Genomic DNA, 20,385 nt, shown 5'->3' with positions numbered 1-20,385 from the left:
TCGTGCTGACCTCAGGAATGACCGCGCTCTCGATCGGCAAGGGCATCACGCTCGACAGTGCCGAGGAGATGGAGGCGACGCTGCGCACGATCGGTGCCACGCGCTATCACAGCCTGCACCCGTTCCACCGCCTGCTGCACGGCGGCAAGCTCAACAAGGGCCAGGTCCAGGCCTGGGCGCTGAACCGCTATTACTACCAGAGCACGATCCCGCTGAAGGACGCGATGGTGATCTCGCGCTTCCGCGACCGCAATACAAGGATCGAATGGCGCCACCGCATCGAGGATCATGACGGAGATCTCGGCAATGAGGGCGGCATCGAGCGCTGGCTGAAGCTGACCGAGGGCCTCGGCCTCGACACGGCCTATGTGGAGTCCACCGAAGGCATTCTGCCGGCGACGCGCTTTGCCGTCGAAGCCTATGTGCATTTCTGCCGCGATCGCACGCCGCTGGAAGCGATCGCCTCCTCGCTCACCGAATTGTTCGCGCCGAACCTGCACGAGGAGCGCATCTCGGGGATGCTGAAGCACTACGACTTCGTCAACCCCGACATCATGAGCTATTTCAGCCGCCGCCTGACCCAGGCGCCGCGCGACGCCGGCTTCGCGCTTGATTATGTCAAGCAGCACGCCAAGACGCCGGCGGAGCGCGAAGCGGTCTGCAACGCGCTGATCTTCAAGACCAACGTGCTGTGGGTGCAGCTCGACGCGCTGTATCATGCGTATGTCGACGGCCAGATTCCGCCCGGCGCCTTCGTGCCGAAGACAGGTTAGAGACAACATCATGGCCAGCCGCAACATCAGCGTCAGCGAGACCAGCCGGCCGAAACTGCCGCGCCATACCAAGCTGAAATTCGACGAGACGCGGCAGGTCTGGGTGATCCTGGCGCCGGAGCGCGTGCTGGCGCCGGACGACATCGCGGTCGAGGTGCTGCAGCTGTGTGACGGCATGCACAGCGTCGCCGAGATGGTGGACCAGCTCGCGGAAAAATACGCCGCTCCACGCGAGGCGATCGCGACCGACGTGGTCGCGATGCTGCAGGATCTGGCCGACAAGGGTTTTCTCACCGAAGCGCGCGAGAGCACAGCATGAGTGACACGCTCGCCGACAACAAGACGACAGCGCCGGGCCCGAGCGCAGCCCCAAGCGATGGGCTCGCCGTGCTGGAGAGCCGCCGCTCGGCGGCCGAGACCTACGGCATCCCGCTCGCGGTGCTGCTCGAGATCACCCACCGCTGCCCGCTGCAATGCCCCTACTGCTCGAACCCGGTCGAGCTCGACCGCGGCTCGACCGAGCTCACCACGGACGAATGGAAGAAGGTGCTGAGCGAGCTTGCCGAGCTCGGCGTGCTGCAGATCCATTTCTCCGGCGGCGAGCCGACCGCGCGCAAGGACATCGTCGAGCTGGTGCAGCACGCGACCGATGTCGGGCTCTATTCCAACCTGATCACCTCGGCCGTGCTGCTGACCAGGGACAAGCTTTCGGCGCTGGCCGACGCCGGCCTCAGCCATGTGCAGATCAGTTTTCAGGGCAACGAGCCCAACGTCGCCGACCGCGTGGCAGGGCTGAAGGACGCGCACAAGAAGAAGCTCGAGGTCGCGAAATGGACGCGCGAGCTCGAATTGCCGCTCACGGTGAATGCGGTGATGCACCGGCAGAACCTGCATCAGCTGACCGACATCATCCAGATGGCGGTCGACCTCGACGCCGACCGGCTCGAGGTCGCCAACGTGCAGTATTACGGCTGGGCGCTGAAGAACCGTGCCGCGCTGATGCCGACGATCGAGCAGATCGAGGAGACCAGCCGCATCGTCGAGGAAGCCCAAATGCGCCTGAAGGGCACGCTTGCGATCGACTATGTGGTGCCGGATTACTACGCGCTGCGGCCGAAGAAATGCATGGGCGGCTGGGGCCGCCAGTTCTTCAACATCTCGCCGGCCGGCAAGGTGCTCCCGTGCCACGCCGCCGAAAGCATCACCGGGCTCGAATTCGAATCGGTGCGCTCGAACCATTCGATCGCTTGGATCTGGCAGAACTCGGAGGCCTTCAACCGCTATCGCGGCACCGGCTGGATGCCGGAGCCGTGCAAGAGTTGCGAATTCCGCGAGATCGATTACGGCGGCTGCCGCTGCCAGGCCTTTGCGCTGACCGGCGATGCTGGCAACACCGACCCGGCCTGCGCGCTGTCGCCGCGACACGAGGAGATCTTCAAGCAGGCCGAGCGGGAATCCGCCGGCACGCAGAACCGTTTCCTGTATCGCAACTTCGCCGGCGGCACATTGGAGACGGACCACCCCCGGAACGAATCCCAGGACAAGCGCAATGGCGCCTGACGCCGACGTCGGCAAGGCCGCGAGGCGTGCCGATCCCTTTGCGCCGCTGACGTCGGAATGGCTCGACGTCGGCGATGGTCACGATCTCCATGTCGAGAGCGTCGGGCGCGAGGGCGGCATTCCCGCGGTCTATCTGCATGGCGGCCCCGGCAGCGGCTGTCAGCCCGATCATCGCCGGCTGTTCGATCCCGAGCGCTTTCACGCCGTGCTGTTCGACCAGCGCGGCTGCGGCCGCAGCCGGCCGAAGGGCAGCCGCGACAACAACACGACGCAGCACCTGATCGCGGATATGGAGAAGATCCGCGAGCGCTTCGGCTTCGCGCGCTGGATGGTGGTCGGCGGCTCCTGGGGCGCGACGCTGGCGCTGGCTTATGCGCAGGCCCACCCTGAGCAGGTCAGCGGGCTGGTGCTCCGCGCGACGTTTCTCGGCACAGCCGAGGAGCTGGACGACGTTTTCCTGCGCGCCTTGCCGCGCTTCTATCCCGCCCTCCATGAGGACTTCCTCAACTTCCTGCCCGAGAGCGAGCGCGCAGCACCGCTTGCGGCCTATTATCGCCGCATCCTCGATCCCGACGCCGCCTTGCATGCGCCGGCCGCGCGCGCCTGGCACGACACCGAACGCGCGTTGTCGGAGCACACACCGAAGCAGACGCGGCTCGACCTCAAGACCTCGGGCGCCCTGCCCTCGACGCCGTTCATGGAGGCGCACTACTTCGCCAACAATTGCTTCATGCGGCCGCATCAATTGATGAGTGAGGCCGGCAGGCTCGCCGGCATTCCCGGCATCCTGGTGCAGGGCCGTTACGATCTGTTGTGCCCGCCCGCAACATCGCACGCGCTCGCCGCGCGCTGGCCGGGCAGCGAGGTCCGCATCATCGATGGCGCCGGCCACATCCTCTACGATCCCGGCATCCGCAACGCCGTGATGAAGGCGATCGCCGACCTTGCGGCCAAGCGCTAGACCGCCGCCGGAACACCCTCGACATCAGGAGCCGGTGAAGAACTCGACCGACTCCCTGCTTCCCTCAATGTTTGCACTTGCCGGGAGGACATGCCGGCGCTGCCCGTGGCGCGGCCGCGGGCCTTGGTGGCGCCGCCATCCGCGGTGGCGGCGCTGCGTGTTGCACCTGCATCGCCGGCCGTGGTGGCGGCGCGGCGCGCGGAGCCGGTGCCGGAGCCGGACGCGGCGGCAAAGCCGCAGCACGAGGTGGCGGGGCAACCGGCCGCGCCGGCGGAGCCGCAGCCCGCACGGGCGGAGCTGCGGCATGGACCGGCGGAGCTGCCGCATGCGCCGGCGCGGGCCGGGAGACCGGCGCCGGCGACACCGCCGCGCGCGCGGGTGCCGGGCGCGCGGCCGGGGTCGGCCGTGTCGACATCGCGCGGTTCGCCGGTGACGGTGCCGCCGAGGGCTTCACGTTTGCGGTCGGCGCGGTCGCCGCATGCGGGAGCGGTTGCGCACCTGGCTTGCCGGCGGCCGCGGGTGAGGCGGGCGCGCTGGTCGCCGGCGCGACACCGGGCTTGGCCGGAGGAGCAGGCTGCGCATTGGCAGGCGCCATGGCAGTCGCCGGCTTGCCCGGCACCACCGCATTCGGCTTTGCGCCAGGTTGCGCGGCGCCGGGTTGTGCGGCTCCCGGCGGCACAGCGCCATGCTGCATGGCATTGGCCGGTGCGGTCGCCGACTGCGGCAGCGGCGGTCCATTTTTCGCGCCCGGCAGGGTATGCGCACCCGGCGTGCCCGGCGCGCCCATCGCATTCGGAGCGGCGGCAGCATTCGGAGTGGCAGCAGCGTTCGGCGCCGCGGCAGCGTTCGGTGCGGCGCGCGGAGCTCCCATCGCCGCGCCCTGCGCGGGCGTCGCGCCTTGCGGAGCGCCCGGCAGATTGGCGCGCTGCATCGCCGCGGCCGGCAGTCGCGGTGCCGCCGTCACCGGCGCGCCGCCCATCGCCGCCGTCACCCCGGCCGCATGGAGCTGCGCCGGCGTCGGGTTGGGATTGTTGATGACCGTGTTGATGACCGTGGTGTTGTGGATGTTGTTGAACACGATGTTGTTCTGCGGCGGCACGACATAGGCCGGTGCGGCGACATAGGCCGGCATCGCCACGAACATCGGCGTCGGCAGCACGTACAGGCCGATCGGCGGCGGCGGTGGCGGCAGCACGACGAAGTCCGGCGGCGGCGGCGGCAGGAAGAACACCGGCGGCGGCGGTGGCGGCGCGAAGGCGAACACCGGATCGCTGTAATACAGCACCGGGCGGTCGACATAGTCGATCTCGTCGGGCGGCGGCGGCGGCACGTCGTAGTCGAGCACCGTGAACTGCGCCGGCGGCTCCAGCGCGGCCGACAGATAGGCGAGCCGGCGCCGGCAGTCGTAGGCATGCGGCCCGCGCGGATAGCGCCGCAGATACGACCAATACGCATCAGTCGAGTCGGCGTTGTAGGTGCGCCGCCAGGTGATCGCCTCGCGCCGCGCCGCCACGATCGCGCGCACGCGCTTGGCCAGCGGATCGTTCGGATAGGCCTGCAGGTAATCCTCGTAGCCCTGCAGCGTGTCGCGCTCCAGCGCCGCGGCGTAGGCATCCTGCGCCGAGAAATCGCGGATCGGCTTGGTACGCAGCCCGGCATCGACCTGCTGCGGCGGCGCGTCCGGCTTGCGCTCGAAGAACATGAAGGGCGCGTCGACCTTGTGCGCATCCCACGGGATCTCGGCGCCCTTGGTGATCTCGTTGACGCGCAGGCGAACGCGGTCGAACACCTCGGGCAAGGTCAGGCCGCCGGTGCGGATCATTTCCGCCAACGCTTGCGCATAAGGCCCGTACGGCGGCGCACCGTCAGGGGCGACGGTGCCGGGCGCCGAGTTGAAGCCGATCAGCATCTTCGGATCGGGATCGACCAGCGCAAGACCACCGGCCAGCGGCTGGCCCTCCTTGGCGAAGGGATTGCTGCGCGCCGCATCGAGCACGATCACGCCGGCCTTGATCGGCAGCGCCGAGAGCTGATGGCTGTAGTCGGAGATGCGGATCGCCTCGACCGGCACGTCGGTGTCGCGGGCAATCTTGGCGTCGACCGGCACGAAATAGTTCTCGCCGGTGAGCTGCACGCCGTAGCCGGCGAGATACACGAAGGCCACGGCATTGGGCCCCGCCTCCTGCACCTTCTGCATGAAATCGCGGAACGATTTGCGCAGCGTCTCGCCATCGAGATCGCGTGCGCCGATCACGTCGAAGCCGGCGGCCTGCAAGGTCTGCGCGATCAGGCCGGCGTCGTTCGCGGCGGTTTGCAACGCGCCGGCCTCATAGGCGCCGTTGCCGACGACAAGTGCGAGACGCTTTTCCTGATCCTGCGCATGCACGGGAAGCGAGGCGAGCGACACCAGACCGACGATCAATGCCCACAGAATGCGTGCCATGGTGGTCGTCCCTTTTCTTCTCGAGAGTTGGCGTAACGAATGAAATGCTACCTCTGTGAACCGGTGCTGAACAGCATTGCAGCAATTGTGGCAATCCTTGGTCTGTGGTGACGGGAACCGGCTTCCCTGGTTTGCGCGATCAGGCGATATTGCGTGGATAAAACAGGCAAAAAAGGAGCACTCGATGCCAATCGCCGGACAAGGCATGCTGCTGACTTCGATGGATATCGACAGCTTGCACGAAGCTGAATTCAATCGCTGGTACGACCGCGAACATCTCGAGGAACGGGTCGCCATCGACGGCTTCCTGGAAGCCCGCCGCTACGTCGCCCATGATGGCAAGCCGAAATATCTCAGCCTCTACTCGACCGCGACCTTCGATGTGCTCGAGAGCCCGGCCTATCGCAAGGCGCTCGCCAACCAGACCGACTGGTCGAAGGCCAATATCGCGCGCTTTCAGAACATGATCCGGGGCGTTGCCCGCATCACGATCAGCCGCGGCGTCGGCAGGGGCGCAGCCCTCGGCATCATCCGCCTGCGCCCGCCTGCCGAAGGCGCAGACAAACTTCGCGTTGCATTGCGGGAGCAACTCGATCCAGCTTCGCGCGACGGCATCATCTCGATGCACCTCCTGGAGAACGACCCTGACCTGTCGAAACCGCTCACGCCGGATGCGGCGAAACCCGATCCCGGCGCCGGCGACTGGTTCGTGCTGATCGACGCCACCGACGTCGGCGCGGTCCCCGCAGCGGCCGCAGGCATCACCGGCAATGCAGCCTTGAAGCCGCTCGTGGTCACCAGCGGAGTCTACAAGCTGTTGTGGGATATCGCGAAGAGCGACCTTCCGCGCGAGTAAGCCTGATCCGGAAGCGTGCGAAGCGCTGTCCCGAAAAACATTTTCTCAAGCAAGCGTGGCGATGCAGATCATGCTGCACCGCCACATAACGCAATCGAGATTAACGCTACACGCGCATCAGCCGCGCGAAAGCTGATGATCGGACAATTTAGCCTTTGCCTTCTCTGGAACGGCTCTAATAAGATAAGCCTATGATCCAATTCAAAAACCAGAACAACGCCACGTGAGCGTTCGTCGTCAACGATAAGGCCGCGCGGGTCTGGCATTTTCGCGCGGGTCAAAGGTAGGAATGAAACCGACTGATATCTCGGCGCCTGATTACTTCCACAAAGTAGTCGATTGCCAATGGGCCTGTCCCGCACACACCCCTGTTCCCGAGTACATCCGGTTGATTGCTGAGGGGCGTTACAGCGACGCCTACATGATCAATTGGAAGTCCAACGTGTTCCCCGGCATTCTCGGGCGCACCTGCGACCGTCCATGCGAGCCGGCATGCCGCCGCGGCCGGGTCGAGGACAACCCGGTCGCGATCTGCCGCCTGAAGCGCGTCGCAGCCGACTTCAAGGACGACATCAAGCATCGGCTGCCGAAGCCCGGGCCGAAGAACGGCAAGCGCATCGCGCTGGTCGGCGGCGGCCCTGCCTCGCTCGCCGTGGCGCGCGATCTCGCGCCGCTCGGCTATCACTGCACCGTGTTCGACGGCGATCCCAAGGCCGGCGGCATGATGCGCAGCCAGATTCCGAAATTCCGCCTGCCCGACAGCGTGATCGACGAGGAGACCGACTACATCCTGAACCTCGGTGTCGAGTTCAAGGGTGGTCAGCGCGTCGACAGCCTGAAGCAGCTGCTCGCCGAGAACTATGACGCGATCTTTGTCGGCTCTGGCGCACCGCGCGGCCGCGAGCTCGACATCCCCGGCCGCAAGGAGGGCGCCGCCAACATCCATATCGGCATCGAGTGGCTGGCCAACGTGTCGTTCGGCCACGTCGACAAGATCGGCCGCCGCGTCATCGTGCTCGGCGGCGGCAACACGGCGATGGATTGCTGCCGCACCGCGCGCCGCCTCGGCGGCGAAAGCGTCAAGGTGATTGTCCGCTCCGGCTTCGAGGAAATGAAGGCTTCGCCGTGGGAGAAGGAAGACGCGCTTCACGAGGACATCCCGATCCTGAACTACATGGTGCCGGTGGCGTTCAAGCATGTGGCCGGCAAGCTGATCGGCGTCACCTTCCAGAAGGTGAAGGCGGAGTACGACGCCAAGGGCCGCCGCAATCTGGTGCCCTCGGGCGAGCCGGACGAGACCGTGCCCTGCGACGATGTGCTCGTTGCGGTCGGCCAGGAGAACGCGTTCCCCTGGATCGAAGCCGATTGCGGCATCGAATTCGACAAGTGGCACATGCCGAAGGTCGATCCCAAGACGTTCGTCTCGACCAATCCGAAGGTGTTCTTCGGCGGCGATGCGGCGTTCGGGCCGAAGAACATCATCTGGGCGGTGGCGCATGGCCACGACGCCGCGCTTTCCATCCACCGCATGCTGTCCGGCGAGGACATCAACGAGCGCCCGCTGCCCGAGGTGAACGTCTCCTCGCAGAAGATGGGCATCCACGAGTGGAGCTACGACAACGACATCTCCGCCGACAAGCGCTTCAAGGTGCCGCATCGCGACAAGGTGGTCGCGCTGAAGGACATCCGCGCCGAGGTCGAGCTCGGTTACGACCTCAAGCTCGCGCTCGGCGAGGCGCAGCGCTGCCTGAATTGCGACGTGCAGACGGTGTTTTCCGCGCCGCTCTGCATCGAATGCGACGCCTGCGTCGACATCTGTCCGATGGACTGCATCAGCTTCACCGAGAACGGTGAGGAGGATGATTTGCGGCAGCGGCTGAAAGCGCCCTCGCCGCATCACGACCAGGCGCTGTACGTTTCCGGCGACCTCAAGACCGGCCGCGTCATGGTGAAGGACGAAGACGTCTGCCTGCATTGCGGGCTGTGTGCCGAGCGCTGCCCGACCGGCGCCTGGGACATGCAGAAGTACCTCATCGATATGGTTCAAGCGGGATCAACATGTCAGTCCAAAGCCCGATCAGCAGCGTAAACGACTTCGTCGTCCGCTTCGCCAACGTCAACGGTTCGGGCTCGGCTTCCGCCAACGAGCTGTTCGCGCGCTCGATCCTGCGCCACGGCGTGCCGGTCTCGCCACGCAACATCTTCCCGTCCAACATCCAGGGCCTGCCGACCTGGTATGAGGTGCGCGTCACCGAGGACGGCCATCTCGGCGCCCGCGGCGGCGTCGACCTGATGGTGGCGATGAACCCGCAGACCTGGGACAAGGACGTCGCCTCGATCGAGCCCGGCGGCTATCTGTTCTACGATTCGACCAAGCCGATGCCGTCGTCGAAATTCCGCGAGGACATCACCGTCATCGGCGTGCCGCTGACCGCGATCACCAACTCGACCTACACCGATCCCAGGCAGCGCCAGCTGTTCAAGAACATCATCTATCTCGGCGCGCTCTGTGCCCTGCTCGACCTCGATCCCAAGCTAGTCGAGCAGCTCATCGGCGAGCAGTACAAGGGCAAGGAGAAGCTGCTGTCCTCCAACATCCATGCGCTGCATCTCGGCCGCGACTGGGCGCTGCAAAACCTGAAATGCCCGGTCGGGCTGCGGGTGAAGAAGTCCGACAAGGTCGGCGACCGCATCTTCGTCGAAGGCAACAGCGCGGCCGCGCTCGGCGCCGTCTATGGCGGCGCCACCGTGTGCGCGTGGTATCCGATCACGCCGTCATCGTCGGTGGCGGAAGCCTTCACCAGCCACTGCAAGAAGTACCGCCACGATCCCGAGACCGGCAAGGCGAAATACGCGATCGTGCAGGGCGAGGACGAGCTCGCCTCGATCGGCATCGTGATCGGCGCCTCCTGGAACGGAGCACGGGCCTTCACCGCGACGTCGGGTCCGGGCATCTCGCTGATGACTGAGTTCATCGGCCTGTCCTATTTCGCCGAGATCCCGGCCGTGATCATGAACATCCAGCGCGCCGGCCCCTCGACGGGCATGCCGACCCGCACCCAGCAATGCGACGTCATCGCCTGCGCCTATGCCTCGCACGGCGATACCAAGCATGTGCTGCTGTTCCCGGAAGATCCGGCGGAGGCGTTCGAGTTCGCCGCGGCCGCCTTCGACCTCGCCGAGCGGCTGCAGACCACGATCTTCCTGATGCTCGATCTCGACATCGGCATGAACCACCGACTGTGCCGGCCGCTGAAGTGGGACGACGCGAAGCAATACGACCGCGGCAAGGTGATGACGGCGGAGATGCTCGAGGAAGGCCGCGACTTCGGCCGCTATCTCGACGTCGACGGCGACGGCATCCCCTATCGCACCTATCCCGGCACGCATCCGACCAAGGGTTCCTACTTCACCCGCGGCACCTCGCGCGACCGCTACGCGCGCTATTCCGAGGAAGGCGCGGTCTACGCCGACAACATGCAGCGCCTGGTGCGCAAGTTCGAGACCGCGCAGGACATGGTGCCGCGGCCGCTGCAGGCCAATGCGGCAAAGCCGACCAAATACGGCGTGATCTATTTCGGCTCGACCTCGCCCGCGATGGACGAGGCGATCGGGATCCTGGAGGCGCGCGGCCATCAGCTCGACCGCATGCGCATCCGCGCCTTCCCGTTCCACTCCAGCGTCGCGAGCTTCATCGCCGACCACGACTTCGTCTACGTGGTCGAACAGAACCGCGACGCGCAGCTTCGCCAGCTGATCGTCAACGAGAACGGCATCGACCCCGTCAGGCTGGTGCCGATCCTGCACTATGACGGCACGCCGATCACCGCGCGCTTCATCGCGGGCGCGATCGGCGACCACCAGGATCATCTCAAGGTGACCCCTCTCCGCAAGGCCGTGACATGACCTACATTGCAAAGCCGAAGTTTCATCATCCCGGCCTGAAGAAGAATGAGCTGGGCTATACCCACCGCGACTACGAGGGGAAGATCTCGACGCTGTGCGCCGGCTGCGGCCACGATTCGATCACCGCCTCGATCATCGAGGCCTGCTACGAGCTCTCGATCGAGCCGCACCGGGTGGCCAAGATTTCCGGCATCGGCTGCTCGTCGAAGACGCCGGACTATTTCCTCGGCAATTCGCACGGCTTCAACTCGGTGCACGGCCGCATGCCGTCGGTGCTGACCGGCGCCAACCTGGCCAACCGCGACCTGATCTATCTCGGCGTCTCCGGCGACGGCGATTCCGCCTCGATCGGCTTCGGCCAGTTCGCGCATTCGATCCGGCGCGCCGTCAACATGACCTACATCGTCGAGAACAACGGCGTGTACGGTCTGACCAAGGGCCAGTTCTCGGCCACCGCCGACCGCGGCTCGAAATCGAAAAAGGGCGTCACCAATACCGACAATGCGATCGACCTGGTCGCGATCGCGCTGCAACTCGGCGCCACCTTCGTGGCGCGCAGCTTCTCCGGCGACAAGACCCAACTGGTGCCGCTGATCGCCGCCGCGATCCGCCACAAGGGGGCATCCTTCATCGACGTGATCAGCCCCTGCATCGCCTTCAACAACCACGCCGGCTCGACCAAGAGTTTTGACTATGTCCGCGAGCACAATGACGCGGTGAACCGCCTCGACGTGCTGGTCGGCCGCAATCCGATCAGCGTCGACTATGCGCCGGGCACCGTGCAGGTGGTCGAGCAGCATGACGGCTCCAGGCTGGCGCTGCGCAAGCTCGACGCCGACTACGATCCGCATGATCGTCTGGGCGCGATGACCTTCCTGCAGAAGCACGCGGCCAAGGGCCAGATCGTCACTGGCCTGCTCTATGTCGATCCGGACGCCGAGGATCTGCATACCCATCTCGACACCGTCGAGACGCCACTCAACACGCTGGACGAGCAGGCGCTGTGCCCCGGCTCAGCGGTGCTCGACAAGATCAACGCCAGCCTGCGCTGACGGAACCGCGGCCGAACTCGTCTCGCTGCCGCGGGCGGCGGCGAGGTAGGTGTTGCAGATATTGAGCAACTCCTCGGGGCTGACCGTGAGCATGGTCGCGCGGATCGGGATCCCGTCCAGTCCGAACATCTTGTTGAAGGCCATCGCCGCCTGCAATACGCCGGCCGCGGCGAACCGATCCCTCGCGGCCGGAGTCAATTTCAGCACCACGTATTTCGAGCTGCGAGACTGCCAGGTATCGATTGCTCCCACCGATTGCCAAGGGATGAGATTGAACGACGTTCGCAGGTCCCGGACGCCGTACCGGTTGACGACAAGGACAGTCCTGCTGGGCTGTAGCAATTGCCAGGCAAACATGTAGGTGCCAACCCCGAAGAGCATGAAGCCGCAATAGCCGGCAGCAGCGGAGACGTTCGCGGGTGCCTTGAATGGAAGCCACTGAAACAAGGCGGTCGCGGTCATCAGCCAAAGCGCGGCGCTGACGACCAGCAGGCCGAGCGTTTTCCAATAGGAAATGCCGATCTCGACGTCGGGAAGATCGTCACCAGGCCGCATGCTCGGACCGCGCTCTCGACAACCAGGAGTTCTGGATGCCGACAGTTACCCGGCACACGTTAAGATCGCATTTCGGTAACGGCTCGAAATGTGCCGAGGTGAAGCCTTTGCGCTGAAGTAAGACCTGGTCCAGACCGGGCCTTCCGCGTCCGCTGGAAGGCCCGGATTGCCTTGATACGGTTATTTGTCGCTCAGCACGTCGCCGAACAGCGCCCAGGACTTGCCGTCGAACCGCGCCATCTGGATTTGCCGGATCGGCGTCACATTGTCGGGCTCGGTCTGCACCTTGATGCCGGGCAACAGCATCGGCAGCTCGAGCGCCTTCAGATTGGTCGCCTGCTTGATGATGTTGGCGCGGCTGTAATCGCCGTTGCAGTTCTTCAGCACCGCCGTCATGACCTGCGCCACCGTGTAGCCCTGCACGTTGAAGAGGTCGCCCGGGCTCGCATTCGGCTGGTACTTCTTCATCCAGTCCGCAAACTCCTTCTGCGCGGGATCGTCGGCCCAGCGCGGATCGGTCGGATCCTTCAGATAGAGCCCGGTCACGACGCCGATGACGTTCTCGAGGCCGGCCGGTTCAAGCACCGCGGAGACCGAGTTCGAGACGGTCGGCAGGATGGTCAGCGGCTTCCAGCCCATGCTCGCCGCCTTGCGCAGCGCCTGGGCCGCGAATTTCGGCGTCGCCTCCGCGAAGAAGACGTCCGCGCCGGACTCGCGCATCGTCACCATCTGGGAATCGATGGTGGGATCGGTCGTGAGATACGTGGTCTCGGCGACGATCTGGCCGACATGCTCGCCGAGCCCGTCCTTGAAACCCCTCAGATAGTCCTTGCCGGCGTCCTCGTTCGGCGTGATGACGGCGATCTTCGCATCCGGCTTGGTCTTCAGGATGTATTTTGCGTAGAGCCGGCCTTCGAGCTCGTAGGTCGGATTGAAACCGACCGTCCACGGGAACTGCTTTGGATCGTTCCAGCGCGTCGCGCCGGAGGACACGAACAGCTGCGGCACGCGCTTGATGTTGAGGTACTTCTGCACCGAGATGTTCGGCGCGGTGCCGACCGCGCTGAAGATCGCGAGCACCTCGTCCTGCTCGACGAGCTTGCGGGTCTGCTCGACGGTCTTCGACGGCGAATAGGCGTCGTCGAGGCTCTCGAAGTCGATCTTGCGGCCGTTGATGCCGCCCTGATCGTTGAGCATCTGGAAATACGCGGCTTCGGCACGCGCGATCGTGCCGTAGGCCGACGCCGGGCCGCTATAGGGCGCGATGTTTCCTATTTTGATCGCGGTATCGGCTGCCACGGACGGCGAGGTCAACGAGGCCGTGAGCGCGGTGAAGGCGAGAAAGCCCGCCAGGCGGGAGCGAGTTGACAAGAGCATATCCTTTTCTTGGTTTTCTTGACGCGGCGCACATTATCCATCGCGTCCGCGCAGGCAATCACCAAGAACGTCTCGCGAGATTTCCGCATGCCGGCAATCGCGTTCGCGCATAGAACGCCATGCGCTTTCAAAGTCGGAATGTTGCCGGGATGTTCATGATGTGAGCCTTCGATAGACATGAAGGTTCACCGAGCAAGACTCGCATTCCGCGCGGCGGTGCGCGCCGCGCTCATTATCGCGAGAGCGTGATCCTCACGCCGCGACCGCAGCCGCGCGCGGGCTGACGACGTATTCCTTCAGCACCTTGTCGGTGCCGTCGATTTCGGTCAGCGCGACGTCGTAGGACCACAGATCGGCGAGGTGTTGCAGCACGCGCCGCGCGTCGGTCTCGTTGAGCTGCGCGCCCTTCACGGTGGTGTGGCGCAGCATCAGGCGGCGATCGCCGTCGAGATCGACATCCACGACCTCGATATTGGCGTCGACGAAGCCGACGTCGTATTGCCGCGCCAGCTCGCGGCGGACCCGGCGGTAGCCGCGCTCGTCGTGGATCGCATCGACCTTGATCCCCTGGCTTTCCGCGGGGTCGTCGTGCAAATGGAACATGCGGAAGCGCCGGATCAGCGCCGGGCTGAGGAACTGGTTGATGAAGCTCTCGTCGCGGTAGTTGCTCCAGATCTCGCGCAGCACGCCCTCGACGTCGCCCTTGCCGGCGATATCGGGGAACCACTCGCGGTCCTCGTCCTCCGGATTTTTCACGATCCGCTCGATGTCCTGCATCATGGCGAAGCCGAGCGCGTAGGGATTGAAGCCGGAATAGCGGCGGTCGTCGAATTCGGGCTGGAACACCACATTGGTGTGCGACTGCAGGAATTCGAGGAAATTGCCGTCGGTGAGCCGGCCCTGCTGATGCAGCCGGCTCATGATGCGGTAATGGACGTAGGTCGCGGTGCCCTCGTTCATCACCTTGGTCTGGCCCTGCGGGTAGAAATACTGCGCGATGTGGCGGACGATGCGGATCAGCTCGCGCTGCCAGGGTGCAAGGCGCGGCGCGGTCTTCTCGAGGAAATAGAGGATGTTCTCCTGCGGCAAGCCGAGCAGCGCGCGGCGGCGCTCGGCCGTGAGCGCAGCCTTGCTCTTGGCCTTGGTGTTCGGCACCGTCCGCCACAAATCGTTGAACACGCTTTCCTCGTGCTGCCGGCGCTCGCCGGCTCGCTTCTCCTCAGCACGCAAATCGAGCGTCTTCTTTCCGGGATAGCGGTCGACGCCATGCGACATCAGCGCATGCGCGGCATCGAGCGTCCGCTCCACCGTCTCGCGGCCGTGGCGGTCCTCGCAGACCGCGATATAGCCCTTGGCGAATTCCAGATAGTCGAGAATGCCGTCGGCATCGGTCCACTGCTTGAACAGATAGTTGTTCTTGAAGAAGTGATTGTGCCCGAACGCCGCGTGCGCGATCACCAGCGTCTGCATCGTCGCCGTGTTCTCCTCCATGAGATAGGAGATGCACGGCGAGGAATTGATCACGATCTCATAGGCGAGGCCCATCAGGCCCTTGCGATAGGACGCTTCCTGGAACGCGAACTGCTTGCCGAACGACCAGTGCTTGTAGAACAGCGGCATGCCGACCGAGGAATAGGCGTCGAGCATCTGCTCGGCGGTGATCACCTCGATCTGGTTGGGATAGACGTCGAGCCCGAGCTCGGTGCGCGCGATTTTCTCGCAGGCGTCGTGGACCCGCTGCAAGGTCTGGAAATCCCAATCGGCGCCCTCGAACAGCCGCTCCCCGGAAGAACCCATCACGCTACACCCTTTCCTGCTTGCTGCGGCGCTTGAACAGGTCCTGGAACACCGGGAAGATCTCGCCGCGCTCGCTCACCTTGCGCATCGACAGCGGCGCGCCCTCGTTGCGCAGACGCTCATAGAGCGTCCAGAGCGAGGAGTCCGGCATGTCGAAAGTGTAGTTGGCGGCTTCGCCGACCTCGAGATAGGCGAAGAACTGGCAGACCGGCAGGATCTTGTCGGTCAGGAGGTGACCGGTCAGCGCGCTGTCCGAGGTCATGTTGTCGCCGTCCGAGGCCTGGGCGGCGTAGATGTTCCAGTCGGCCGGACGGAAGCGGGTGCGGACGATATCGTTCATCGCGACCAGCGCGCTCGACACCAGCGTGCCGCCGGAAGCCGGGCCATGGAAGAAGGTGTCCTCGTCGACCTCCTCGGCGCGGTCGGTGTGGCGGATGAACACGATCTCGACGTGCTTGTAGCGCCGCTTCAGGAACACGTAGAGCAGCATATAGAACCGCTTCGCCAGATCCTTCATGTGCTCGGACATCGAGCCCGATACGTCCATCAGGCAGAACATCACGGCCTGCGCCACCGGCTTCGGCACCGTCTCGAAGCGGCGGTAGCGGATGTCGATCGGATCGATGAACGGGATCCGCTTGGCCTTGGCCTTCAACGCTTCCAGCAGCGCCAGCAGCTCGCGGCGCCGCGCATCGTCATCGCATTCGGCAAGCTCCGCCTCGAGCGCCTCGATGTCGTCCTTGCGCGGCCGGCGCAGTGCCACGCGCCGCGCCAGCGCCCGGCTCACCGTGCGGCTGATCGAGATGTTGGCGGGCGAGCCGGAGGTCGCATAGCCGGCGCGCTGAATGCCTTCGCTTTCGGTTTCCGCGAGCTTGCGCTTGGCAAGATCGGGCAGTTCGAGGTCGTCGAGGAAGAGATCGACGAATTCGTCGCGGCTGAGCACGAAGCGGAAGGCGTCCTCGCTGTCGCCCTCGCCTGCGCCGGAGCCCTTGGCGCCGCTTTGGTTCGGGCGCTGCAGCCAGTCGCCCTCGACGAACTTCTTGTTGCCGGGCAGCACCATGTCACGCGTGCCGCCCTCGCGCCGGAACCGCGGCTCGTCCATGCCGTCCAGCGGGATTGTCACTTCGCCGCCTTCCAGGACATCCTTGATGTCCCGGTCCTGTGACGACTTCTTGACGGCCCCCTGCACCAGCGCCTTGGCGCGCCGCAGGAAGCGCTGGCGGTTCTCCAGGCTCTTGCTACCCGGATTCAACCGCCGATCGACGATATGCATGACCACGTTGCATCTGCCTCACCGGATGCGATCATGACAGTCGCATCGCATTTTATTGGACGGGACGAGACGAAACGGAAAGCCGGTGCCGGCTTTCCGGATCGCGCATTAGCCGGCCTGCTTCACCCGCATGTACCACTCGACGAGCCGGCGGACCTGGCGCTCGGTATAGCCGCGCTCCACCATCCGCTCGACGAACTCGCCGTGCTTCTTCTCGGTCTCGCCGTCCTTCTTGGAGCCGAACGAGATGACCGGAAGCAGATCCTCGACCTGCGAGAATATCCGCTTCTCGATCACGTCGCGAACCTTTTCGTAGGAGGTCCAGCTCGGGTTCTTGCCGCCGTTATGGGCCCGCGAGCGCAGCGAGAACTTGACGACCTCGTTGCGGAAGTCCTTCGGGTTGGCGATGCCGGCCGGCTTCTCGATCTTGGTCAGCTCCTGGTTCAGGAGCTCGCGGTTCATCAGCTGACCGGTGTCGGGATCCTTGAAGTCCTGATCCTCGATCCAGGCGTCGGCGTAGTCGACATAGCGGTCGAACAGGTTCTGGCCGTAGTCGGCGTAGGATTCCAGATAGGCCTTCTGGATCTCGTTGCCGATGAACTCGGCATAACGCGGCGCGAGGTCGGCCTTGATGAATTCGAGATAGCGCTTCTCGGTCTCGTCAGGCAGCTGCTCGCGGCGGATCGCCTGCTCGAGCACATACATCAGGTGCACCGCATCGGCGCCGACTTCGGTGGTGTCATGGTTGAAGGTCGAGGCGAGCACCTTGAAGGCAAAGCGGGTGGAGACGCCGTCCATGCCCTCGTCGACGCCGGCCGCGTCCTTGTACTCCTGAACGCTGCGCGCCTTCGGATCGGATTCCTTGAGGCTCTCGCCGTCATAGACCCGCATCTTGCCAAACAGCGTCGAGTTCTCGTGCTTGCGCAGCCGCGACATCACCGAGAAGCGCGCCATCGTCTCCAGCGTCGCCGGAGCGCAAGGTGCTGCGGCAAGCTCGGAGCCCTGGATCAGCTTCTCGTAGATCTTCTGCTCCTCGGTGACCCGCAGGACGTAAGGGACCTTGATGACGCAGATGCGGTCGATGAAGGCCTCGTTGTTCTTGTTGGTCTTGAAGCTCTGCCACTCCGCCTCGTTGGAGTGCGCGAGGATGATGCCGGTGAACGGAATCGCGCCGATGTTCTCGGTGCCGATGTAGTTACCCTCCTGCGTCGCGGTCAGCAGCGGGTGCAGCATCTTGATCGGTGCCTTGAACATCTCGACGAACTCGAGCACGCCCTGGTTGGCGCGGTTGAGGCCGCCGGAATAGCTGTAGGCGTCGGGATCGTTCTGGGCGTAGGTCTCGAGCTTGCGGATGTCGACCTTGCCGACCAGCGAGGAGATGTCCTGGTTGTTCTCGTCACCGGGCTCGGTCTTGGCAACCGCGATCTGGCGCAGCCTCGAGGGCTGGATGCGCGCGACGCGGAATTGCGAGATGTCGCCACCGAAGGCTTCGAGCCGCTTGTAGGCCCAGGGCGACATCAGCCCGCTCAGCCGGCGGCGCGGAATGCCGTACTTCTCCTCGATCATCGGGCCAAGCGTCTCGGGATCAAACAGCCCAAGCGGGCTCTCGAACACCGGCGACAGCTCGTCGCCCGCCTTCAGCACGTAGATCGGATGAATCTCCATCAGCGCCTTGATGCGCTCGGCGAGCGATGACTTGCCGCCGCCGACCGGCCCGAGCAGATAGAGGATCTGCTTGCGCTCTTCGAGGCCCTGCGCGGCGTGACGGAAGAAGCCGACGAGGCGCTCGATCGTGTCCTCCATGCCGTAGAAGCCGGCGAAGGCCGGATACGACCTGATCGTACGGTTCAAAAAGATACGGCCAAGGCGTGGGTCCTTGGCCGTGTCGATCATCTGGGGCTCACCGATTGCCGCCAATAACCGCTCGGCCGCATTTGCATATCGCATCGGATCACTTCGACACGACTCCAAATACTCGGCCATCGACATGTCGGTCTGGCTTCGCGCTTCAAACGACCTTGCGAAGGCGTTGAACAAAGAATCGTTGTACATGATCCCTCTCTCCACGATATGTATCGCCGCACGACTGACACGAGTCGTAACAAGAGCGTCCTAGGATCGAATCAGCGTCGGCACGCTGGGTCCATTGGACACTCGACCGACTCAGTTCGGCAATGCACGGCGCGTGCAGCCTCTGCCTTATCAACAGGCAGGAAGCTTAATGGTTCATCAATATCCCCTTGTTTTTGGTGGCTGTAACCCCCTCGCCACATCCGTGGTTTACCGGGGCCCAGGCCTCCGAAGCGGACATCCGAGCGGGCAACTTCCCGTCCGGCGATGGACGTTGGGCTTCCCTGAAAAAGTGTGACCGTTCAGCCGTGGCGTCAAGATGCACGCGTCATAGACTCTCATGAACAAACGTTCAGCCGCGGTTGAACGTGCCTCCTTGTCGCCGCGACTAAGGCAACGAGCCCGCGCAGTTCCGCGCGGCACCATTGCCGCGCTTTAAAGATGACACCTTGAAGGCGCTGGCTATTCCCGAGCCGGTCATGAAGCAGGCGCTCCTTGTTGTCGCACTCGCAGCCGCCGCCTGGACCGGCGCGCCGTTAGCCGTTCAGGCGCAGGAAGGCGTCGACAAGGCCGCGGCGGCCGCCTTCGACAACAGGATGTTCGCGGGCCCGCCCGGCGCGAAAGCCTATGCCTGCTTCGTGCGGCGCTACGATGCAAATCATCTGGCGCAGCATCCGAAGCAGAAGGTCAGCGCGATGAAGCTGCTGGTGTCAGCGGAAGACGCTCCGGAGGACAAGGCCACCAACTATTCATTCCGGCTCGGCGTCGCGTACCGCCACCGCCCTGGCAATTTCGACTCCAGCGGCTACTGCAATCATGCCATCGTGGCCGAATCCGGCCACGAAATACGCTTCGAATGCGGCGTGGATTGCGAGGGCGGCGGTATCACCGTGGCGTTGTCCAAGGACAATAAATCCGCGATTGCGCGCCTTGGCCGCATCATGGTGTGGAATCGCAACAAGCCCGACGACGATGCGGGCGAAGCGCTGTTCGCCGGCGCCGACGACAAGATCTTTCGCGTCGATCGCGCGGACTTGGGCGAATGCGCCGAACTTGTGACCGACCGCAAGGAACTCGCTGCGCTCCGCCACAAATGATAGGTTTGCCCAAAGGGACAACAACTGGATCAACAATAATTGCGCGAGAGACGCCATGCGCCGACGCAGCATCCTCTGGGGCACGCTTTCAGCGATCGGCGCCGTCTTGGCAGCGTCCCGGGCCGGCGCCGCCACCGAAGCACCGCCGCAAAAGCTGAAGGTGGTCTATCACCTCGATGACCTCGACAAGGTCAATTTCGTGATCGGCAACATCCAGAACCATCTCGACGGCGTCGGCGGCCCCGGCAATGTGACGATTGCGCTGGTGGTGCACGGCCGGGCGCTGAAGGCGTTTCATTCAGCAGCCGCCAATCCCGAGCTGTCAAAACATGTCGCGCGGTTCACCAAGGATGGGATCGAGTTCGCCGCCTGCGGCAACACCATGAAATCGCAGAACATCGGCCTCGCCGACTTGCTCCCCGGCTTCGTTGCCGCCGAGCGCGGCGGGGTGGTCCGCCTCGCCGAGCTGCAATCCCAGGGTTACCTCTACCTGCGCCCCTGACGCGCGGTCCTGCGCCGCAACGCGTCATAAAAATGTGCTGAGATGGGGGTCTGCTCGCACCTGCGTCCGAGCGGATCGAACTGTTGTGAATGGCGTTATCCCTTGGAAATGCTGATATTCCGCCCGGGGCTCCCGCCATGTTGACAATCCCCCTCCGCCCCCG

16 protein-coding genes are annotated in these 20,385 nt (G+C 64.5%); 10 read left to right on the top strand and 6 right to left on the bottom strand.

The features are described 5' to 3' along the window. Window positions 1-17: 17 nt before the first annotated feature. Genes pqqC through pip form a run of 4 tightly spaced genes read left to right on the top strand, consistent with a single transcriptional unit; the run spans window position 18 to window position 3,294 of the window. Window positions 18-773, top strand: coding sequence for a pyrroloquinoline-quinone synthase PqqC (pqqC, locus tag J2R78_RS26755; protein WP_076865727.1), 756 nt, complete (start codon window positions 18-20; stop codon window positions 771-773). A gap of 10 nt (window positions 774-783) precedes the next feature. After that, window positions 784-1,092: a pyrroloquinoline quinone biosynthesis peptide chaperone PqqD gene (gene pqqD, locus J2R78_RS26750; protein ID WP_253607456.1), complete on the top strand. Its 309-nt coding sequence runs from the start codon at window positions 784-786 to the stop codon at window positions 1,090-1,092. Further along, window positions 1,089-2,333 (top strand): pyrroloquinoline quinone biosynthesis protein PqqE, encoded by a 1,245-nt coding sequence (gene pqqE, locus J2R78_RS26745; RefSeq protein ID WP_253607455.1) that lies wholly within the window; start codon window positions 1,089-1,091, stop codon window positions 2,331-2,333. Before pqqD ends, pqqE begins: the two co-directional genes overlap by 4 nt. Further along, complete coding sequence (gene pip / locus J2R78_RS26740) at window positions 2,323-3,294, top strand: prolyl aminopeptidase (RefSeq protein ID WP_253607454.1); 972 nt, start codon at window positions 2,323-2,325, stop codon at window positions 3,292-3,294. Before pqqE ends, pip begins: the two co-directional genes overlap by 11 nt. 64 nt (window positions 3,295-3,358) lie before the next feature. Here the strand turns inward: pip and J2R78_RS26735 are convergent, their stop codons facing one another. Continuing rightward, the gene (locus J2R78_RS26735; protein ID WP_253607453.1) at window positions 3,359-5,737 is read right to left on the bottom strand and encodes a caspase family protein; all 2,379 of its coding nucleotides are present in this window, start codon (window positions 5,735-5,737) and stop codon (window positions 3,359-3,361) included. A 184-nt stretch (window positions 5,738-5,921) separates the two neighbouring features. Here J2R78_RS26735 and J2R78_RS26730 point away from each other — a divergent pair, with 184 nt between their 5' ends. The 4 genes from J2R78_RS26730 to J2R78_RS26715 all read left to right on the top strand — a co-directional run bounded on the left by J2R78_RS26730 (window position 5,922) and on the right by J2R78_RS26715 (window position 11,551). Then, complete coding sequence (locus J2R78_RS26730; RefSeq protein WP_253607452.1) at window positions 5,922-6,593, top strand: DUF4286 family protein; 672 nt, start codon at window positions 5,922-5,924, stop codon at window positions 6,591-6,593. Window positions 6,594-6,882: 289 nt separating this feature from the next. Further along, the gene (locus J2R78_RS26725; RefSeq protein ID WP_253607451.1) at window positions 6,883-8,682 is read left to right on the top strand and encodes an FAD-dependent oxidoreductase; all 1,800 of its coding nucleotides are present in this window, start codon (window positions 6,883-6,885) and stop codon (window positions 8,680-8,682) included. Beyond that, window positions 8,652-10,499, top strand: a complete 1,848-nt coding sequence (locus J2R78_RS26720) for a 2-oxoacid:acceptor oxidoreductase subunit alpha (protein ID WP_253607450.1) — start codon at window positions 8,652-8,654, stop codon at window positions 10,497-10,499. The genes J2R78_RS26725 and J2R78_RS26720 overlap by 31 nt, the downstream gene beginning before the upstream one ends. Then, window positions 10,496-11,551, top strand: a complete 1,056-nt coding sequence (locus tag J2R78_RS26715) for a 2-oxoacid:ferredoxin oxidoreductase subunit beta (protein ID WP_253607449.1) — start codon at window positions 10,496-10,498, stop codon at window positions 11,549-11,551. The genes J2R78_RS26720 and J2R78_RS26715 overlap by 4 nt, the downstream gene beginning before the upstream one ends. On the opposite strand, the gene J2R78_RS26710 is transcribed toward J2R78_RS26715, so the two are convergent. From J2R78_RS26710 to J2R78_RS26690, 5 genes are all read right to left on the bottom strand, one after another. Next, a complete protein-coding gene (locus J2R78_RS26710; protein ID WP_253607448.1) occupies window positions 11,513-12,106 on the bottom strand; it encodes an STM3941 family protein in 594 nt (197 codons plus the stop codon). The two genes, J2R78_RS26715 and J2R78_RS26710, sit on opposite strands and share 39 nt — an antisense overlap. Window positions 12,107-12,286: 180 nt before the next feature. Then, window positions 12,287-13,477 (bottom strand): ABC transporter substrate-binding protein, encoded by a 1,191-nt coding sequence (locus J2R78_RS26705; RefSeq protein WP_253641406.1) that lies wholly within the window; start codon window positions 13,475-13,477, stop codon window positions 12,287-12,289. A 258-nt stretch (window positions 13,478-13,735) separates the two neighbouring features. Next, the gene (locus tag J2R78_RS26700; protein WP_253607445.1) at window positions 13,736-15,280 is read right to left on the bottom strand and encodes a SpoVR family protein; all 1,545 of its coding nucleotides are present in this window, start codon (window positions 15,278-15,280) and stop codon (window positions 13,736-13,738) included. Between the two features lie 4 nt (window positions 15,281-15,284). Continuing rightward, the gene (locus J2R78_RS26695; RefSeq protein WP_076823957.1) at window positions 15,285-16,553 is read right to left on the bottom strand and encodes a YeaH/YhbH family protein; all 1,269 of its coding nucleotides are present in this window, start codon (window positions 16,551-16,553) and stop codon (window positions 15,285-15,287) included. A gap of 108 nt (window positions 16,554-16,661) precedes the next feature. Beyond that, window positions 16,662-18,605: a PrkA family serine protein kinase gene (locus J2R78_RS26690; protein ID WP_038382967.1), complete on the bottom strand. Its 1,944-nt coding sequence runs from the start codon at window positions 18,603-18,605 to the stop codon at window positions 16,662-16,664. A gap of 497 nt (window positions 18,606-19,102) precedes the next feature. On the opposite strand from J2R78_RS26690, the gene J2R78_RS26685 reads away from it, so the two are divergent. Continuing rightward, complete coding sequence (locus tag J2R78_RS26685) at window positions 19,103-19,720, top strand: hypothetical protein (RefSeq protein ID WP_253607443.1); 618 nt, start codon at window positions 19,103-19,105, stop codon at window positions 19,718-19,720. 55 nt (window positions 19,721-19,775) lie between these two features. Then, entirely contained in the window at window positions 19,776-20,222 is a 447-nt protein-coding gene (locus J2R78_RS26680; protein WP_253607441.1) for a DsrE family protein, read from the top strand. Window positions 20,223-20,385 lie beyond the last annotated feature (163 nt).

The sequence above is a fragment of the Bradyrhizobium sp. USDA 4538 genome (assembly GCF_024171045.1).
Classification (GTDB): domain Bacteria; phylum Pseudomonadota; class Alphaproteobacteria; order Rhizobiales; family Xanthobacteraceae; genus Bradyrhizobium; species Bradyrhizobium australafricanum.
This window is presented reverse-complemented; position numbering and strand designations above follow the sequence as displayed.